Below are 16,456 nucleotides of genomic sequence, written 5' to 3'. Positions count from 1 at the left end.
GCTACAGCCCCTTGCGGTAGAACAGCATCTCGAGCGTCTCTCCGAAGTCCGTTGCGCGTTCACGGTGAACCAATGCGTAGCCGCGGCTCTCGTAGAGGGCGATCGCCCCCGCCTGGACCGGCGTCGTGTCGAGGACGAGTTCCGTGACGCCGCGCTCGCGCGCCCGTCGCTCGAGTTCGTCGAGGATCGTCCGCCCGTAGCCGCGTCGCTGGTGGGCGGGGTCGACCCGCATTCGGGTGACCTCCGCAGCCGTCGCCTCGAGATCGGGGAGGAAGTCCGTGACGTAGCCATCAGCGGGTCGAAACGCCCCCATCGCGACGATCCGGCCCTCGAATTCACCGACGAGGAACTCACCACCGCACTCGAGATAAGCCGTCTCGACGTCGGCGAGGTCCTCGTCGGGTGCTCCCTCGACGAACGCGCCGACGTCGCGCATCGCTTCCTCGTGCAGTTCGCGGAGGCGAGCGGAGTCTGTCGGCCGAGCGCGTCGGACGTGAAGGTCTGTGTGCACGCTCGAGACCAGTGACGCGAGCAGGGTCAGTGTTTGGACGGTGGCAGATAGTTCCACCGTCGCCGACGAGACACCGAAGCCACACAAGGTCCGGGAAGCGACGCCAGTCCGTCGGGGTCACGCGCTCGATGAATCAGAACAGATACAGTTCGTCACTGAGAATCCGACGTATGAATCCCTCCACAGTCGCGTTCGTTCCCGTTCCGGGCGCTCCCGAACTGGTGATCATCCTGTTCATCCTCCTGATCTACGTCGCCGTTCCGTTCCTGATCGTCGTCGCTGCCCTCTGGTTTTACCACCGGGTGCGAGGCAGCGGTGACGAGCGAGCACAGCGACGAATCGAAGCACTCGAGCGCGAAGTCGAGTCACTCAAACAGGAGCGAGAGCAGTAAGCGCTCGAGTGCTGTTCAGGGGAGAGAGCGAGCATCACTCGGCGTCGGGAGGAGCACCCGACTCAGGGGTGGGCGGTGAAGCCTCCGCGGGGAGGCTCGAGGAAGGGTCGTCGACGTCGTAAACGTCGCCGAAGACCGTCAGCCCGGCTTTGAAGACGGCGAGGAGGACGGGACCGAGGAAGAGACCCATGATCCCCAGGAGGTAGATACCGCCGATGACGCCGACGAGGACGACCGCCGGGTGGAGTCCGGAGCCACGGTCGACGAAGATCGCCCGGAGGTAGTTGTCGACCACCGAGAGGACGGCGATGCCGTAGAGCAACAGCGCGACCGCCTGGACCGGATCACCGGTCACCGCGAGGTAGGCGACGGCGGGACCCCAGACCAGCCAGACGCCGATGGCGGGGAGAAAGGAGACGACGATCATCACGACCGTCCAGAAGGTGACGTTCGGCACGCCGAGGAGGTAGAGACCGAGACCACCCAGTAGCCCCTCGACGACGGCGACGAGGACGTGGCTCTTCATCACCGCCCAGGTGACGACGTCGATCTCTTCGAACAGTTCCTCGCGGACCTCCTCCTCGAGCGGGGCGACGCTCCCGATCCAGGCGACGAGCGTCTTCCCGTCGACGAGCAGATAATACAGGAGGAAGACGAGCACCAGCAAGCCCAGTCCCATCTGGATGCTCGTGTTCACCAGACCGATCATCTCCTGGAAGATGACCTCGACACCGCCGGTGAGCACCCCCTCGAGTTCGGTCAGGAGCATCGTCTCGAGTTCGACGAGTGCCTCCTCGTCGACGCCGGCCTCCCGGAGGAAGTCGCGGGCGGTCTCGACCGCTTCGACCTCGTCGAACGACTCGAGGTACGACAAGGCGGTCTGGAGGATGACGACCGAGAAGACGAGCAGCGGGACGACCGCCGCGACCAGTGCGAACCCCGTCAGGAGCGTCGCAGAGAGGCGTGGGCCGACCGACAGTTCCAGGGGTCCGAGTTCGACACCCAGGCCGGTGAGACGCTCGTGTGCGGGGTAGAGGACGAACGCGAGCAGCGCAGCGGCGAGGACGTACTGCAACAGCGGGAGTACCATCAGCGTCGCGAGCGCGCCGAGGATGGCCAGGAGGAGGGCGAAGAAGCCGATTCGAACGTCCATGCTCGGTACTCACACGAACCGACCATAAACGTTGATACCTCGAGATGTTGCTCCCGTGAGAGAGCACGGCAGTGTCTCGAGGTAGCCCCTCTACGCGGTCTCGAGCGCCTCGAGACGCTCGAACAGCTCGGCGGTCAGCTCGCCGGTCTCGGCGACGATGTCCTCCCAGGCCTCGCTCTCGGGGGCCACCCCGAGCAGGCGAGCGGCCTTCATGATCGAGAGGTGGTAGACGCGCTGGCGGCCCGGTGCCTCTTCCCAGACGATCACGTTACACGGGAAGAAGCCGCCGATGCGCGGCGTCTCCGAGAGCGCACGGTCCGCAATCGCGGGATTGCACGCCCCGAGGACGTAGTAGGGGTCGCGGTCGGCGTCGACCTTCTCGTTGAGCAACTCGGAAGGGGAGAACTCGACCGGGATGCCGAAACCGATCTCGAGACAGGTCTCGCGAACCGCCTCGATGGCCGTCTCGTGATCCATCTCGAGGAGAGCCTGTTTCTCGCCGATGTCGTCGGGATCGATCACGGCCGGGTCGATTGGGAGCGTCATACGTGAGCGGTCGTGGCCGAGTGTGAAAGGCCCTCCGCACTGCCAGACTGTCACCCCATCGACCCGCCCGTCATCCCGCCAATCCGCCAGCCGCGCGAGGCGAGTGGCGCACGCGAGAGTCTCCAGACCTGGTGGCTCGAGTTACAGCGGAATCGGCAGCCACTCGAGGTGACCGAGCACCGCCGTCGGGTCGAACAGCGGGTCGTGGAGGACCAGCCAGTCGAGGAGGACCAGGCCCGCGCCGTGGGCGACGACGGAGGGGAGAATCGAGTTCGAGTGGTAGTCGACCGCACCGAAGAGGACGTCCGTCGGTCCCGAGAGCAGGAACTCGATGGGGGGCTTCGAGGCGTGGTGGATCATGTAGAGGACGGGGCTGATGAAGATGGCGACGACGCCGAGTTCCTTCACGCCGACACAGAGCAGTCCCCGGTAGTAGGTTTCAGTGGCGAGCGCGATGGTGAACAACAACAGCGCGTGGGGGAGGAACGCACTCATGGCGGTCGAGGTGTGCCACATCGGGTAGAACTCGCGAATCGTCGGCAGGGTCGACCCCACGAGGTAAAAGGGGAGGACGAACAGCGAGAGCAAGACGGCGTTTCTGACCGCGAGGCGGTCGATTCTCCAGCCGATGTGACGGCCGTGGGTGAGCCCCAGCGCGAGCGGCGCGCCGATCATAACGAGCGCCTCGAACGCGGCGCGGCGTTCGAGACCAGTCGGCAGGTAGGTCATCCAGAGAAGCGTCAACGCGGCCCCGAGGAGCAACGACTTCTGCACCCAGGAGAGCGTGGGGAGCCGTTCGCGGAGCCAGCGGGCCCCGCCTCGAGCCTCGTCCGTCGACACGGGCGGTTACTCGTCTGCGAGCGGAACTGCGCCGGTGCCGATCACGTCGTGGACGTGGGTTTCGAACTCCTGTCGGCGCTCGAAGTACGTCCCTTCGACCTCGGCGATCACGCTCGAGAGTTCACGCGGACCGTCTGGCGTCCGGATGACGCTCTCACCCTCGAGTCGGTCGATCTCGCTCGCCTCCTTCGGCCAGGTCAGCCGCGACGTCACGCGGGCGAGCGGTGCGCCCTCGACCGGCGTCGCCTCCCCGAGCGTCACAGCAGGTTCCGAATCGCCTTCCTCGTCACTCATGGACGTTCGTTTGCGAGGGCATCGATTCAAGCTTTCGCTTCGTCTCACACGCTGGACGAACTATCACGTGAGGCGAGGAGTTGTCTGACGTACTGTTTTGTGAGGTGGGCACGAACGGCCGAGCATGACAAGCCTGACGGACGTCTACGACGGGAACGCACGGGAGGTGTCGAGCCCCCACCGACTGTACGCAGGCACGGCCCTGGTACTGGCTGGCGCGGTGCTGGCCGTGGTTGGCGTCCTCGTCGCGACGACCGACCTCTTCGTGAGCCAGACCGGGACCGACTTCGGACCCGTCCGGTGGGCGGGCATCCTCGCCGGACTCGGCGTGCCAGCGACGCTCGTCGGCGTCTTCATCGTCCTCCCGGCGGGCAAACGCGTCCGCGCCGCCGCGGCCATCGGCGCGAGCCTCTGTCTGCTCGGCGTCGTCCTCTTCAGCCACGCCTACCCGAGCCACTGGCGCGGGATGGGTGACGACCTGACGTTTCTCGTCTCGGCGGTCTACCTCCTGGGGCTGTTCGTCGCCTTCTGGTGTCTCTTCGTCGGCGTCGTCAACTTCAAGACGCGAAACGACCCCGGCGGCATGCTCGAGATGCACGTCACGCGACGCGGCGAGACGCGGGTCGTCGAAGCCGACCAGGCCGACGGCGGTCTCGGCGGCGTCGGCTTCCTCGGCTCGACCCCCGACGGCGAGGTCGAAACCCAGACCGCAGCCTCGAGCGGACGACCAACAGCGCGCGCACGGGCGACCAGCGACGGCGGCACGAGTGCAGCGGACATCACCTCGCCGCTCGACGGCCCGGGCCGTGACGCCGAAATCGTCGACGCGCCGTCGGCCCCTCGCGAACCGACCGACCGCTACTGTGGCAACTGTCGCCACTTCGAGTACGTCCGAAGCGGGCAGGGGATGACGCCCTACTGTGGCGTCTACGACGAGGCGATGGACGACATGGACGCCTGTGCGGAGTGGGAGCCGAACCACCGCTGACGTACTCGAGAATCCAGCCGTTCGTTTTCACCCCCTCAGTCGAAACCGTGCTCAGAGACCGACCGAGGCGCGTGCCCACTCGAGACCGTACTGGGGGACCCGGTAGATGATCAGCGCCGCGATCACGAGTTCGGCGGCCGTGATGAGCACCGTCACGAGGTCTGCGTGTTTGCTCACGACGGGGACGCCGGTAGGGAGACCGAACTCCTTCTTCCAGACCGGGTAGAAGAGCGCGATCCCGCGACGACTGCCCGCGATATCGAGGACGTAGTGGGTGAGGATGCCGATCCAGACGTAGTAGAGGTTGTCGAAGACGAGTGGGAAGGCGACGAAGCCGACCAGAATCGGCAGGTTGTGGAGCGTCTTGCGGTGGCGGCCGAAGGCGGTGTCCACGTCGGGGAACAGCGCCCCGAGGACGACCGGCACGCCGATGGCGACGATGGTCCGGAACGTCTCCTCGCTCCCCGACGGCTCGAGTAAGTACCCCAGCCCGATGGCCAACAACGCGGCGTTGAGCACGTGCCCCTTCTTGTTCATCGACCCAACCTCGTGAGGCGAAGACCGAATAGTTTTCTTCCGAGAGCGCCGCCCGCTGGCGGTCTCACAGGGTCCGCCGGCACGAGAACGCGCGGGCTGTCGACAGGGGCCGCGAGCGCTCACTCGCGTCCGTCCGGTGGGGAACGCTCGAGGTGGACGAGGAGGTCAGCGAGCGCGGTCTCGACGGTCTGTGTGCGGATCGCTTCCCGGTCGCCGTCGAACTGGTGGCGCTCGACGGCCGCATACGAGGTGCCACTGCCCCAGGGCCCGGCGTAGGCGACGCCGACGAAGACGGTACCGACGGGCGTCTCCTCGCTCCCGCCGGTCGGCCCGGCGACGCCGGTGACCGACAGGCCCCAGGTCGAGTCGGTGACGTCACGGACGCCGCGGGCCATCTCGCGCGCGACGGGGTCGGAGACCGCGCCGTGGTCGTCGAGCGCCTCGCGCGAGACGCCGAGGTGGCGGCGCTTGGCGTCGTAGGCGTAGGTGGTCAGCCCCGCGTCGAAGTAGTCGCTCGCACCCGAAACCGCCGTCAGCGCCCCGCCGAGCAGGCCGCCGGTACAGGACTCTGCGACCGCTAGCGTCTCGCCACGCTCGCGGAGGGTCTCACCGACCCGGGTCGCGAACACGAGGTCGATCTCGTCGAGCATACGCTCCCCGACGGCTGCCCGGGTGAAAAGGCCACCTCTCGCGAGGAGACGGCGAAAGAGCCACACCGCGGGCGGACGCACTGGTCGGCATGAACTACGAGACGCCGCGGTTCTACCGGGTGATGCGCTACGCCAGAGAGACCGACCGGGACGTGATCGACATGGTCGGCGGCAACCCCGACTGGGAGCCACCCGCGGCGCTCCGAGACGGTCTCCGGGAGTACGCCGACTTCGAACCGGCCCGCTTCCAGTACCCACCGAGCGCCGGGCTGGACGACCTTCGCGGAGAGATCGCCGCCCGCCGAGGCGTCGACCCCGAGCAGGTGGTCGTCACCAACGGCGCGGGCGAGGCGAACTACCTGGCGATGGCCGCGGCGCTCGAGCGCGACGCCGGCTCCGAGGTCGTCCTCACCGAGCCAGTCTACCCCTACTACCCGGGGAAGACGACGCTCCTCGGCGGTCGCCAGCGCTTCGTCGAGACCGACCCCGACGGGCACCTCGACCCACGGGCCGTCCGTGAGGTCGTGAGCGAGGAGACGGCGTGTCTCGTGGTCAACACGCCGAACAACCCGACGGGTGCGGTCTACCCGCACGAGACGATGGCCGAACTCGTCTCGATCGCCGAGGAACACGACGCGCTCGTGCTCAGCGACGAGGTCTACGACCACTTCGACCTCAGCGGGCGGTTCGCGAGCGCACTCGAGGTCGACTCGGCGAATCGGATCGTGACGAACGCGTTCTCGAAGTCGATGGCGATCACGGGCTTTCGCGTCGGCTACGCGATCTTCCCACACGAACTCGCAGCCAGTGCGCGAACCAGACACATGCTCGTCAACGTTACCGGCAGCCGACCCGCCCAGTACGCCGTCCTGCGTGCGCTCAGAGAGACCGGCCCCGACTACTACCGGGCCAACCGCGAGCGCCTGCGCGAGCGCGTCGAGACGTTCACGGCGGCACTCGAGACCGCCGGAGCGGACTACACCCGCCCCGACGGCGGGTTCTACGTCATGGCCCGCTTCGAGGGCTATCCGGGCACGCTCGAGAACGTCGAGCGACTGATCGACGAGGCGGGCGTCGCGGGGATGCCCGGCGAGTCGTTCGGTGAGAGCCGACGCGAGTGGCTGCGGTTCGCACTGGTGACGCCGCGCGTCGAAGCGGCGGCCGCACGGCTAGCGGCGTACTTCGAGTAGGAGCGCAGCGAGCGCGTCAGCGAAGCCGTCCGGTCCAGGAACACTCGAGGCAGGCGAACAGGCCCGCCCCGTTGATCGTCGCCGCCCCACAGGCGGGGCAGGCCGTCGAGCCGGCGGGGCCGACCTCGTCGGTCTCCACACTCGAGAGCCGTCCGCCCGTGCGAGAGGTGGTGAGGGCGGTACCGCTTCGCTCGCCGTCGTACGGGAAGACGGACGCCGGTCGCTCGCGTCCGTCCGCCGTCGCTGGGTCGTCGAGTCGGTCCGCCTCGGGTGGCCGTCCTGGGGTGTCGAGTTCGGGTGACATGGGTGGGGGTCGAACGCACTGTCGTCGGTGCGACTACTCGAGTGGTCCACGAACCCGTAGTTAATACTACCCATTAATCCGACTAGCCGGTTCTAGGGTATCGCGAAGAGACTAGGGTGGTATGGATACACAGACCGATGGCCTAGGGCGACAAGGTCGACAGGAGCGCGCACACCTCTCGAGCTGAGACCGAGAGGACACCCCCAGGGAGGTCCGACGGTGTCCGTCGGGCGAGACCGACGAGTACACGTGTGCGGAGACTGAACTGCCAGCTATGAGTGGACTCGACGTCGAACCGGTCGACGAGGTGGACGAAACCGAGGCCGACGCCGAAGACGACCACACCATCGAGGTCACGCCGACGGAACCCACCTCGAGCGAGGAACGCGAGACGATCGACGTCGACCCCGTCGACGAGGTCGACGGACCCGGCTACGTCCTCTACGGGGGGAAAGGCGGCGTCGGGAAGACGACGATGGCCGCGGCGACCGCCCTCGACAGCGCCGCGGGCGGCGTGCGCACGCTCGTCGTCTCGACTGACCCCGCACACTCGCTCTCCGATACGTTCGAGACGGACGTCCCCGCGAGTCCCGAGCGCATCCACGAGGAGTACCCGCTCTGGGGGGCGGAGATCGACCCCGACGCCGCCCTGGCGGAGAGTCAGACGGCCTTCAGCGCCGAAGGCGGCGCGCTCGGCGGTCTCGGCGACCTCTTCGGTGAGGAGGCCCCGATGGACGCCCTCTTCGGCGGTGCGATGCCCGGCGCGGACGAGGCCGCCGCGATGCAGCTACTGCTCGAGTACCTCGACGACCCGCGATTCGAGCGCGTCGTCGTCGACACCGCCCCCACGGGCCACACCCTGCGGTTGCTCGAGTTGCCCGAGATTATGGACACGATGATGGGGCGGATCATCACCTTCCGCCAGCGTATCGGTGGCATGATCGAGGGCGTCAAGGGCATGTTCGGTGGGGCAGAAGCACCCGACGACGCGGATTTACAGGATCTAGAGATACTGCGCGAGCGGATCGAACGCCTCCGGGCGGTGCTTCGCGACCCCGAGCGGACCGACTTTCGCATCGTCATGATCCCCGAGGAGATGAGCGTCTTCGAGTCCCGCCGCCTCCGCCAGCAACTCGAGCGCTTCGACATTCCGGTCTCGACGCTGGTCGTCAACCGGGTGATGGAGCCGCTGGCTGACGTCACCGACGACGTCGAGGGCGCGTTCTTACACCCGAATCTGGACGACTGTGCGTTCTGCCAGCGCCGGTGGGACGTCCAGCAGCGGGCGCTGGCGGAAGCCCAGGACCTCTTCCGGGGCACCGACGTCAAGCGCGTCCCGTTGCTGGCCGAGGAGGTCCGCGGGGAGTCGATGCTCGAGGTCGTCGCGGCGTGTCTGCGCTGACAGTCCGACTGAATTTCTTATCGGAAGATACATTTGGTGCGAATGGGCCTTGTTTAGACGCCTAAATTCTACCACTTCAGACCCTCTCTCCGATTTTGGGGTTGTATTTTGACCGAGGGAGAGGTTGCCTGGGGCCGCTACATTATGCAAGCTCGTCCGATCTGGGCATTAGACTCCGGATGGGCCTATGATTTGGCGGTGGCTGGTAATCCACCGATGACGTATTCGGGCCTGAGACGCCCCATTTCGAACGTCTAAACACGGCCTGCGAATGTAAGGTGCGGGTATGAGTGAGACACTCCAGCGGAAGGGCGCGATCGGGACGATCGCCGAGGCGGCCGACTGGCTCGTTCGAAACCCGGTACTGCTACCGGTGTTTTTCGTCGTTGGCGTCATCGACGCGCTCGGCGAGGCGTCGTTTCTGTTCTCGGTGCTCGGCTTCGCCGCCGTAATCGTCGCCGACGGCATCGCCCACCGGTTCGCGTTCGCCGAAGTCCGCGGAACGCAGACGAACGTCGTGGCAGAGACCGAGGTCGTCTTCTCGAAGTTCCTCTCACTCGCCGGAGCGACGATCGTCTACGTAATCGCAGTGATAATCGGATTGATCTTACTGATCATTCCCGGCATCTACCTCGGACTCCGTCTCTCGCTCGCGTTCCCGGCGATCGTCATCGACGACCAGGGAATGATGGAGGGGCTCGAAACCAGCTGGGAGGTCGCGAAAGGAAACCTGCTGAAACTCCTGGGGATCTGGATCATCTTCCTGGTCGGCGTCTTCTCGGTCGTTATCTCGCTGCTGATCGTCGGCGGCACCGAGTCACTCGGTCTCACCGTCGCACTCAGCGCGATCCTGACGGCCATCATCGCACCGATCGTCCAGCTCGCCTACGCACGGGTCTACCTCGAGAACCGCGGCTCGACGGTGCGAACCGACGACGGTGGCTGGGGCAGCGACACCCGGTAGACCACTCGGTGGGTGAACCGACGTACGAGCGGAGAACCACACCGATCAGACGAACTTCTTGACGAGGCGGTACAGTCCGTCTCTGACACCGTCGGGGAGGAACCGGGCGAACAGACCGTACTCCGCCATCGGACCGACCGGATAGCGCGCTGGCGGTTCGACGGCGGTCGCCGCCTCGAGGATCGCTCGAGCGACGGCGGCCGGAGAGACGGTGAACGGGCCCTCGCTCCGGCCGATCAGCTGTGCGTCGTCGTAGATCTCGTAGAGCGCCTCGTAGTCGGCCGTCCGTTCGTGAGGGAGTTCGGCACTCGCACGGTCGGCGAAGGCCGTCTCGACGGTTCCGGGTTCGATCAGGACGACGTCGATGCCGAACTCCTCGACTTCTGCGCGCAGCGCGTCGCTCATCGCCTCGAGCGCGAACTTCGAGCCCGAGTAGGCACCCGTCGTCGGGAGCGTCAGTCGCCCGAGGACGCTCGAGACGTTGATAATCCGCCCCGATCCCTGCGCGCGCATGTGGGGGAGTGCGGCGCGGGCGAGTCGGTGAGGGCCGTAGACGTTGACGTCGAACTGGCGGTGGAGGTCAGCGATGGAGACGTCCTCGAGCGGTCCCATCTGTGCGTAGCCGGCGTTGTTGACGAGACAGTCGATCGCACCGCCGACCTCGACGGTCCGCTCGACCGCCCGCGCGACCTGCTCTGGCTTGGTCACGTCGAGTTCACGGGTGACACAGCCCGCTTCGGCGAGGGCTGCGATATCATCTGTGTTCCGGGCGGTTGCGACGACGGTCCACTCCGCGTCGAGGAACGCCTCGGCGGCCGCCCGGCCGATGCCGGAGGAACAGCCCGTGATGAGGACGCACTTCTTTCTGGTGTAGCGGTCGGTCCCCGTCGTCTCGGTACCTGTGTCGCCACCGTCGGCGTCAGCTGTGCTCGAGTCGGGACCCACGTCGCTCGCGCTCGAGTCGCGTGTGGAGTCCGTCTCGGCTGGGCTCGCGTCGTCGGTCTCTGCTGGGCTCGAGTCGAGAGCGGGTTCCGTCGTCGACTCGCCGTCGGCCTCGGCTCCGTCGTCTCTCTCCTCGACATCCTCAGGCGTGGCCATGTGCGACCGGTTCGAGAGACGACACCTAAGTATCGACGGTTCGTCGCGCCCGGCGGACACTCTCGAAGTGGGACAGTTGACACACGTTTATTAGTGATCGTCGCCGAGAGGTGACAGATGGCCACGGATACCCGCCAGGTCACAGATCCGGCCGCGTTCAGACACCGCTCGCTCGCGAAGCAGGTCCTGTTCGCCGTCCTGACGCTGGGGCTGTACACGATCTACTGGTACTACATCACGTTCGATCAGCTGAACCGCGGGACGGACGCGGAGTACAACACCGTGTTGCGCTTTCTCGGCCTGTTCGTTCCGGTCCTCAACATCGTCATCCTCTGGTGGTTCTCCCAGGACGCCGAAGCGGTCGTCGACCAGGACGGCGTGCTCGTCTTCCTCGCGGAACTCGTCTTCCCCCCGGTCGTCTGGTATCTCGTCCAGTCGGGGATCAACGACGTCGCCACCGGCGACGCCGCCTGAGCGGCCGACAACGCACGAGTGGGCGACGAAGGGGTGAGCGGGCGAAGAGTTGACACGCACTCACTCGAGTCCGGCTTTCACCTCGGCGGCGTAGGCGTCGGCGAGTCGGATCGGCTCCGGCAGTTTGTAGCCCGCCGTGAGCGCGAGCACCGCGTCGGCGGCCGTCTCGAGACCGACCCGGTGGCCCGGACTGACGTAGAGGGGATTGACGTACCGCTTCGGCGAGTCGTACTGTTTGGTCTGGAGCGCGTAGCCGAGCGCCGTCCCGGCAGGGGCGTCGACGCGCTCGTCGGCTTCGATCACCACGCGAGCGCCCCGCGGGAGATTCTCCAGGTCCCCCGCCGGAGTGCCACACAGCAACCGTTTCGCGACGCCGATCGCTGGCACGTCGCGGACGGCGCCGATGTGAGTCGCCAGCCCCGCCTGCCGGAAGTGGATCCGGCCGCTGCCGTCGAAGAGATACAGGTCCGGCTCGACGGTGAGTTCCTCGAGCGCCGCCAGGATCGGCCCACCCTCGCGAAAGGAGAGCAAGCCGGGAACGTAGGGAATCTCGAGCGGCGTCACTGCCGAGACGCGTTCGACGACCTCGCCGGCGCGCGTCACGACGACGGCGCTGATGGCCCGCTCGTCCGCGAGTGAAAACGCCTGGTCGACCCCGGCGACGAGCGGTACGTCGGCGGGCTGTGACTGGGGAGGAGAGACAGCGCTCGAGCGAGCGTCGGTGTCGGACTCGAGACCGGTGATGGCCGTCGCGTCGAACGCGAGATCGTCGGCGAAGACGGCTGCGTCGGCGATCTCGCGCTGGAGGGCTTCCATCTCCGAACGCGAGAGCGCCGGGTCGGGGGCGAGGTCGGGACGTGGCGAGGATGTCATCGCTGAGTGGTACGCGAGAACGGTCAGTGTGCGGTCAGAAGCGCCCGCGGCCGGGACCGCCCGGGCCGCCGGGACCACCCGGACCGCCACCGCCGAGCTGGAACTGGTTCAGCGTGCGGACGTTCTTCGTCCGGCGGACGTACTCGCCGTAGGCCAGTCCACAGATGAGACCGACCAGGTGTGCTTCGTGGGCGATGCCCTCACCGAAGCCGAAGATGCTCACGACCGCGATGAGGACGGTGAGGAGCCAGATCGGTGCGGGGAGGACGAAGAAGATGTAGACGGTCAGCTTCGGGTTGAGAATCGTCACGACGCCCATGATGGCGAGGGCGGCCCCGCTCGCACCGAGGACGCCGCCGCCAACCGGCGGAAGCGGCCCGCTGTAGGCCTGGACGGCGATCTGTGCGAGACCGGCGATGACGCCGCTGGCGACGAAGAGGATGGCGAAGTTCTTCGACCCGACGTAGCGCTCGACCAACGGTCCGAAGAAGAAGATCACGATGCTGTTGAAGACGATGTGGAAGATCCAGTCGGGACTGTGTGCGAAGATAGAGGTGACCCAGGTCCAGACGTACTCGGGGTTCTGCGGGGTGAGGACGAACAGCGCCCGGTGGAGGTCCGGCCCGGCGAACGTGAGGACGAGCAACTGGGCGAAGAAGGTCGCCCACATCAGGGCGAGGAACGTGTAGGTCATGTTCCCGCGGAAGTACGCGAGCGGCCCGCCGGGACCCGTATCGATCGGCAGTTTCGACGCCAGCGACGAAGAGGACGATCCCGACGAGGAGACGGAGTCGTCGAAGCCGCTGTCGAACACCCCGCTCGGATCGTTCCACTGCTTGAGTCCCACGCAGTCGTGGTTCTCCGGCAACCGGTGCTCACTGCAGAAGGTTCCCCCACAGTGGCGGCAGTTGTACGGCAGGTTCTCTGCCTTCCCACACACGTCGCACTTGGCCATTGGCCGGGGGTATGTGGCCGACCGCTATGGGGTTTGGGGTTCGACGCGTCCGCCTCGAGTCGCTCTCGGTCACGCCCACAGCGACCGGCGTCTGGCTCGAGCGAGGAGCGAACAGTGTAGAAGACGCACACTTTTGGCGCTCGGACCCGCACCCTCGAGTGTGAAACCATACGAGCGCAAGGTGTTGCTCGAGCGCGTCGGACGCGAGGGAGCGACCGTCGGCGCGGACATCCCGGACCGGATCGAGGTCCAGGGCGAAGCGATCGACCTCCGGACGTTCGTCTTCGAGATCAAGCGCCGCGAGACGGTACCGGCGGGCGAACGCGAGCGCGTCGAGCAGGCGAAGAAGAACCTCCGTCGCGAGCGCCGCGAGCGCATCGAACGCATCGAAGCGGGAGACATCACCCGCGAGGAGGGCGAGGAACTCGCCAGCAGCGTCATCGGCATCGACCGGGCGCTGAACGCCCTCGAGAGTCTCGGGCCGACGGACCTCGAACGCGAACAGCGCGTCCGGGAGACCGCGGATACGAAACGCTGGATGAGCTTCTTACAGAAGGCCCTCGGCAAGGATACGAGCGCGAACGCCCGCGGAGGCCGGTGAGATGGCCCGCGCGACCAACGCCGAACTCGCCGCCAGATTCGAGGAGTTCGCCGACCTCTTAGCGGCAGACGACGTCGCCTACAAGCCCCGGGCCTACCGCCGGGCGGCCGACGCGATCAAAGCCCACCCTGCCCCGCTGGCGAGCGCCGTCGAGTCGGGGAACGAAGAGATTCTCGAGACCCTCGAGGGCGTCGGCGACGCCATCTCCGCGAAGATCGTCGAGTACGTCGAGACGGGGACGATCGAAGAACTCGAGGAACTCCGCGAGGAGTTGCCGGTCGACATCGTCGCGCTGACGCGCGTCGAGGGCGTCGGTCCGAAGACCGTCGGCACGCTCTATCGCGAACTCGGCGTCGAAACGCTCGACGACCTCGAGGCGGCCGCCGAGGCGGGCGAGATCCGCGAGGTCACGGGCTTCGGTCCGAAGACCGAGGAGAACATCCTCGAGAACGTCGAGTTCGCCCGCACCGTCGGCGAGCGTCAACTACTGGGCGAGGCCCGTCCGCTCGCCGACGACACCCTCGCTCACCTCGAGTCACTCGAGGCGGTCGAACGCTGTGAGGTCGCGGGCTCGATCCGGCGCTGGCGCGAGACCATCGGCGACGTCGACGTACTGGTCGCGAGCGAACACGCAGAGGCGGTGGTCGAGGCGTTCCTCGAGTGGAGCGCCGTCGACGACGAGATCGAAGCCGGACCCGAGAAGGCGAGCGTGCGCGTCGGCGACGTGCGCGTCGACCTGCGAGTCGTCGTCCCCGACGAGTTCGGCTCCGCGCTCCAGTACTTCACCGGGAGCAAAGATCACAACGTCCGCCTGCGCAACTACGCCATCGCCCGCGAGATGAAACTCAACGAGTACGGCGCGTTCGACGTGGGCGACGTAGCGGACCCCGACGCGGGCCAGCGCGTCGGCGAGCGCGTCGCCGGCGAGACCGAGGAGGGAATGTACGAGGCGCTCGGCCTGCCGTGGATCCCACCCGAGTTACGTGAGAACCGCGGTGAGATCGACGCCGCGGCGGCGGGACGGCTGCCGGAGTTGCTCACCCGCGAGGACGTCCGCGGCGACCTCCACACCCACACGGACTGGTCCGACGGCGCGACGGACATCGAGGAGATGGTCGCGGCGGCCGCCGCACTCGGCTACGAGTACTACTGCGTGGCCGACCACGCCGAAGGGCCGGGCATGGTCGGCGGCGTCGGTCTCTCGGAGACGGAGATCCTCGAGCAGGTCGAGGAAATTCGCGAGGTCGACGAGGCGAGTGAGATCACCGTTCTCGCCGGCATCGAAGCCAACGTCGACGCCGAGGGCGACATCGGTCTCTCCGAGGCGGTGATCGACGCACTCGACCTGATCGTCGCCTCGCCACACAGCGCGCTCGACCAGGACAGTGAGGCGGCCACAGAGCGCCTCCTGACCGCGATCGACGATCCCGCCGTCGACGTCCTCGGCCACCCGAGCGGCAGGCTGCTGAACCAGCGCGAAGGGCTGACGTTCGACGCCGCCGAACTCGGCGCGGCCGCCGCCGAGGCGGGCACCGCACTCGAGGTCAACGCCAATCCCCACCGCCTCGACCTCTGGGGGAGCGCCGTCCAGGCGGCCATCGGCGAGGGAGCGACGATCGCGATCAACACCGACGCGCACCGCCCCGCGACGCTCGAGTTCGTCCGCTGGGGCGTCCACACCGCGCGACGGGGCTGGGCCGAGCCAGCGGACGTGCTCAACACGTGGGAACTCGAGGAGCTACGGGCGTTTCTCCACTAGTAGACGGAGACGTCGTCGAACGCGCCCCGGTAGGCGATGTGTTCGGGGTGGGTCGGCTCGGTGCCCTGTAAGAACAGTCGGTCGACCTTCTGCCAGGTGTTCTCGTAACAGAGGTGGGCGAGTTCGCGCGCGCTCGTCAGCCAGCGTGCGTGGCCGTTCTCGTAGACCACCCGCCGGGCGACGCCGCCGCGGAGGGCGGCGACGAGGTCCGCCTCGGTCTCGAGACCGAGGTCGGCGTCGAAGGCAGTGTGGGTGACCCCGACCGTCTCGGGGAGGTGGGCGTAGGAGGAGGAAAACGGCGGGAGCGAGAGCGAGTCGGCGAGTTCGCGGGCGCGGCGATTGTGCGAGCGGAGGTGTTTCGGGTTGTAGACCTCGACGGCGTCGATCACGTCGCGGTAGGTCGCGATGTCGGTCTGGGTGAGACTGACGTTCAGAAACTCCGGGTGGGGTGCGAGCACGGCCGCCCCCTGGCGTTCGAACGCCGCCATCGCCGCCTCGAGCGAGATGAAATCCGGGACGGGATCGGTCAGTCCGAGCGCCAGCACGTGTTTGCGGTCGCGCCAGGACCCCGTAAAGACCTCGCGGGCGGGGACGACGAGCAGCTCCTCGCTCGAGTACGCCTGCGCGCGGCGGCGGATCTCGGGGAGACGCGTAAAGTGCGGCGCGTAGACGATGGCGTCGAGTCCGGCCGCGATGGCCCGCTCGACCACCCGCTCTGAGAGCACTTTCACGTGCAGGTCGGCTCGGAACTCGCGGTCGGTCACGCGAGAGCGTTTCGAGGGTGGAGAGTTATGAATTCTGATTTGCCACGCATCACTCGAACGTTTCCCAGACGCCCCCGGTCTCACAGTGTGAGACGGAGGAGTCCGGCCACCAGCCGAGTCAGCGACAGCGTGCTGACGACACGACAACCCGGCGAAAAGAC

At 67.0% G+C, this 16,456-nt stretch carries 20 protein-coding genes; 8 read left to right on the top strand and 12 right to left on the bottom strand.

The genetic code is table 11. The features are described 5' to 3' along the window. Position 1: 1 nt before the first annotated feature. Positions 2-511: a GNAT family N-acetyltransferase gene (locus tag N0B15_RS09160; protein WP_263019390.1), complete on the bottom strand. Its 510-nt coding sequence runs from the start codon at positions 509-511 to the stop codon at positions 2-4. A 170-nt stretch (positions 512-681) separates the two neighbouring features. Here N0B15_RS09160 and N0B15_RS09155 point away from each other — a divergent pair, with 170 nt between their 5' ends. After that, positions 682-903, top strand: a complete 222-nt coding sequence (locus N0B15_RS09155) for a hypothetical protein (protein ID WP_263019389.1) — start codon at positions 682-684, stop codon at positions 901-903. A 34-nt stretch (positions 904-937) separates the two neighbouring features. On the opposite strand, the gene N0B15_RS09150 is transcribed toward N0B15_RS09155, so the two are convergent. From N0B15_RS09150 to N0B15_RS09135, 4 genes are all read right to left on the bottom strand, one after another. After that, complete coding sequence (locus tag N0B15_RS09150; protein ID WP_263019388.1) at positions 938-2,056, bottom strand: AI-2E family transporter; 1,119 nt, start codon at positions 2,054-2,056, stop codon at positions 938-940. A 90-nt stretch (positions 2,057-2,146) separates the two neighbouring features. Continuing rightward, entirely contained in the window at positions 2,147-2,602 is a 456-nt protein-coding gene (locus tag N0B15_RS09145; protein ID WP_263019387.1) for a DUF302 domain-containing protein, read from the bottom strand. A gap of 141 nt (positions 2,603-2,743) precedes the next feature. After that, positions 2,744-3,442: a CPBP family glutamic-type intramembrane protease gene (locus tag N0B15_RS09140; RefSeq protein WP_263019386.1), complete on the bottom strand. Its 699-nt coding sequence runs from the start codon at positions 3,440-3,442 to the stop codon at positions 2,744-2,746. Between the two features lie 6 nt (positions 3,443-3,448). Next, positions 3,449-3,736: a DUF5789 family protein gene (locus N0B15_RS09135; RefSeq protein WP_263019385.1), complete on the bottom strand. Its 288-nt coding sequence runs from the start codon at positions 3,734-3,736 to the stop codon at positions 3,449-3,451. Between the two features lie 124 nt (positions 3,737-3,860). On the opposite strand from N0B15_RS09135, the gene N0B15_RS09130 reads away from it, so the two are divergent. Then, entirely contained in the window at positions 3,861-4,724 is an 864-nt protein-coding gene (locus N0B15_RS09130) for a cell division protein CdpA domain-containing protein (RefSeq protein ID WP_263019384.1), read from the top strand. 51 nt (positions 4,725-4,775) lie between these two features. Here N0B15_RS09130 and N0B15_RS09125 read toward each other — a convergent pair whose 3' ends face one another. Beyond that, positions 4,776-5,261, bottom strand: a complete 486-nt coding sequence (locus N0B15_RS09125; RefSeq protein ID WP_263019383.1) for a metal-dependent hydrolase — start codon at positions 5,259-5,261, stop codon at positions 4,776-4,778. A gap of 119 nt (positions 5,262-5,380) precedes the next feature. Then, positions 5,381-5,911 (bottom strand): CinA family protein, encoded by a 531-nt coding sequence (locus N0B15_RS09120; RefSeq protein WP_263019382.1) that lies wholly within the window; start codon positions 5,909-5,911, stop codon positions 5,381-5,383. An 89-nt stretch (positions 5,912-6,000) separates the two neighbouring features. Between N0B15_RS09120 and N0B15_RS09115 the strand changes: the two genes are divergently transcribed. Continuing rightward, a complete protein-coding gene (locus N0B15_RS09115; protein ID WP_263019381.1) occupies positions 6,001-7,101 on the top strand; it encodes a pyridoxal phosphate-dependent aminotransferase in 1,101 nt (366 codons plus the stop codon). 16 nt (positions 7,102-7,117) lie between these two features. Here the strand turns inward: N0B15_RS09115 and N0B15_RS09110 are convergent, their stop codons facing one another. Beyond that, on the bottom strand, positions 7,118-7,405 hold the full coding sequence (locus tag N0B15_RS09110) for a hypothetical protein (protein WP_263019380.1): 288 nt from the start codon (positions 7,403-7,405) through the stop codon (positions 7,118-7,120). A 274-nt stretch (positions 7,406-7,679) separates the two neighbouring features. On the opposite strand from N0B15_RS09110, the gene N0B15_RS09105 reads away from it, so the two are divergent. Together N0B15_RS09105 and N0B15_RS09100 are read left to right on the top strand one after the other, a co-directional pair. Next, the gene (locus tag N0B15_RS09105; protein ID WP_263019379.1) at positions 7,680-8,807 is read left to right on the top strand and encodes an ArsA family ATPase; all 1,128 of its coding nucleotides are present in this window, start codon (positions 7,680-7,682) and stop codon (positions 8,805-8,807) included. A 286-nt stretch (positions 8,808-9,093) separates the two neighbouring features. Next, positions 9,094-9,771 carry a DUF7847 domain-containing protein gene (locus N0B15_RS09100; protein WP_263019378.1) on the top strand — a complete coding sequence of 226 codons (678 nt, stop codon included), beginning with the start codon at positions 9,094-9,096 and terminating at the stop codon, positions 9,769-9,771. A 45-nt stretch (positions 9,772-9,816) separates the two neighbouring features. Here the strand turns inward: N0B15_RS09100 and N0B15_RS09095 are convergent, their stop codons facing one another. Continuing rightward, a complete protein-coding gene (locus N0B15_RS09095) occupies positions 9,817-10,869 on the bottom strand; it encodes an SDR family oxidoreductase (protein ID WP_263019377.1) in 1,053 nt (350 codons plus the stop codon). 117 nt (positions 10,870-10,986) lie between these two features. On the opposite strand from N0B15_RS09095, the gene N0B15_RS09090 reads away from it, so the two are divergent. After that, positions 10,987-11,343: a DUF4234 domain-containing protein gene (locus N0B15_RS09090; RefSeq protein ID WP_263019376.1), complete on the top strand. Its 357-nt coding sequence runs from the start codon at positions 10,987-10,989 to the stop codon at positions 11,341-11,343. 60 nt (positions 11,344-11,403) lie between these two features. Here N0B15_RS09090 and N0B15_RS09085 read toward each other — a convergent pair whose 3' ends face one another. Both N0B15_RS09085 and N0B15_RS09080 read right to left on the bottom strand, forming a co-directional pair. Continuing rightward, complete coding sequence (locus tag N0B15_RS09085; protein WP_263019375.1) at positions 11,404-12,216, bottom strand: endonuclease V; 813 nt, start codon at positions 12,214-12,216, stop codon at positions 11,404-11,406. Between the two features lie 34 nt (positions 12,217-12,250). Next, positions 12,251-13,171 carry a rhomboid family intramembrane serine protease gene (locus tag N0B15_RS09080; RefSeq protein ID WP_263019374.1) on the bottom strand — a complete coding sequence of 307 codons (921 nt, stop codon included), beginning with the start codon at positions 13,169-13,171 and terminating at the stop codon, positions 12,251-12,253. A gap of 160 nt (positions 13,172-13,331) precedes the next feature. Here N0B15_RS09080 and N0B15_RS09075 point away from each other — a divergent pair, with 160 nt between their 5' ends. Further along, positions 13,332-13,772, top strand: coding sequence for a DUF5788 family protein (locus tag N0B15_RS09075; protein ID WP_263019373.1), 441 nt, complete (start codon positions 13,332-13,334; stop codon positions 13,770-13,772). 1 nt (position 13,773) lies between these two features. After that, entirely contained in the window at positions 13,774-15,531 is a 1,758-nt protein-coding gene (gene polX, locus N0B15_RS09070) for a DNA polymerase/3'-5' exonuclease PolX (RefSeq protein WP_263019372.1), read from the top strand. Here polX and N0B15_RS09065 read toward each other — a convergent pair. Beyond that, positions 15,528-16,295 carry a PHP-associated domain-containing protein gene (locus N0B15_RS09065; RefSeq protein WP_263019371.1) on the bottom strand — a complete coding sequence of 256 codons (768 nt, stop codon included), beginning with the start codon at positions 16,293-16,295 and terminating at the stop codon, positions 15,528-15,530. The genes polX and N0B15_RS09065 overlap by 4 nt on opposite strands. Positions 16,296-16,456: the final 161 nt, after the last annotated feature.

Origin of the sequence: Natronobiforma cellulositropha (genome assembly GCF_025629245.1) — an archaeon.
GTDB classification, from domain to species: Archaea; Halobacteriota; Halobacteria; order Halobacteriales; family Natrialbaceae; genus Natronobiforma; species Natronobiforma cellulositropha.
Note: the sequence above shows the minus strand (reverse complement) of the source record. Positions and strands in the feature narration are given on the sequence as shown.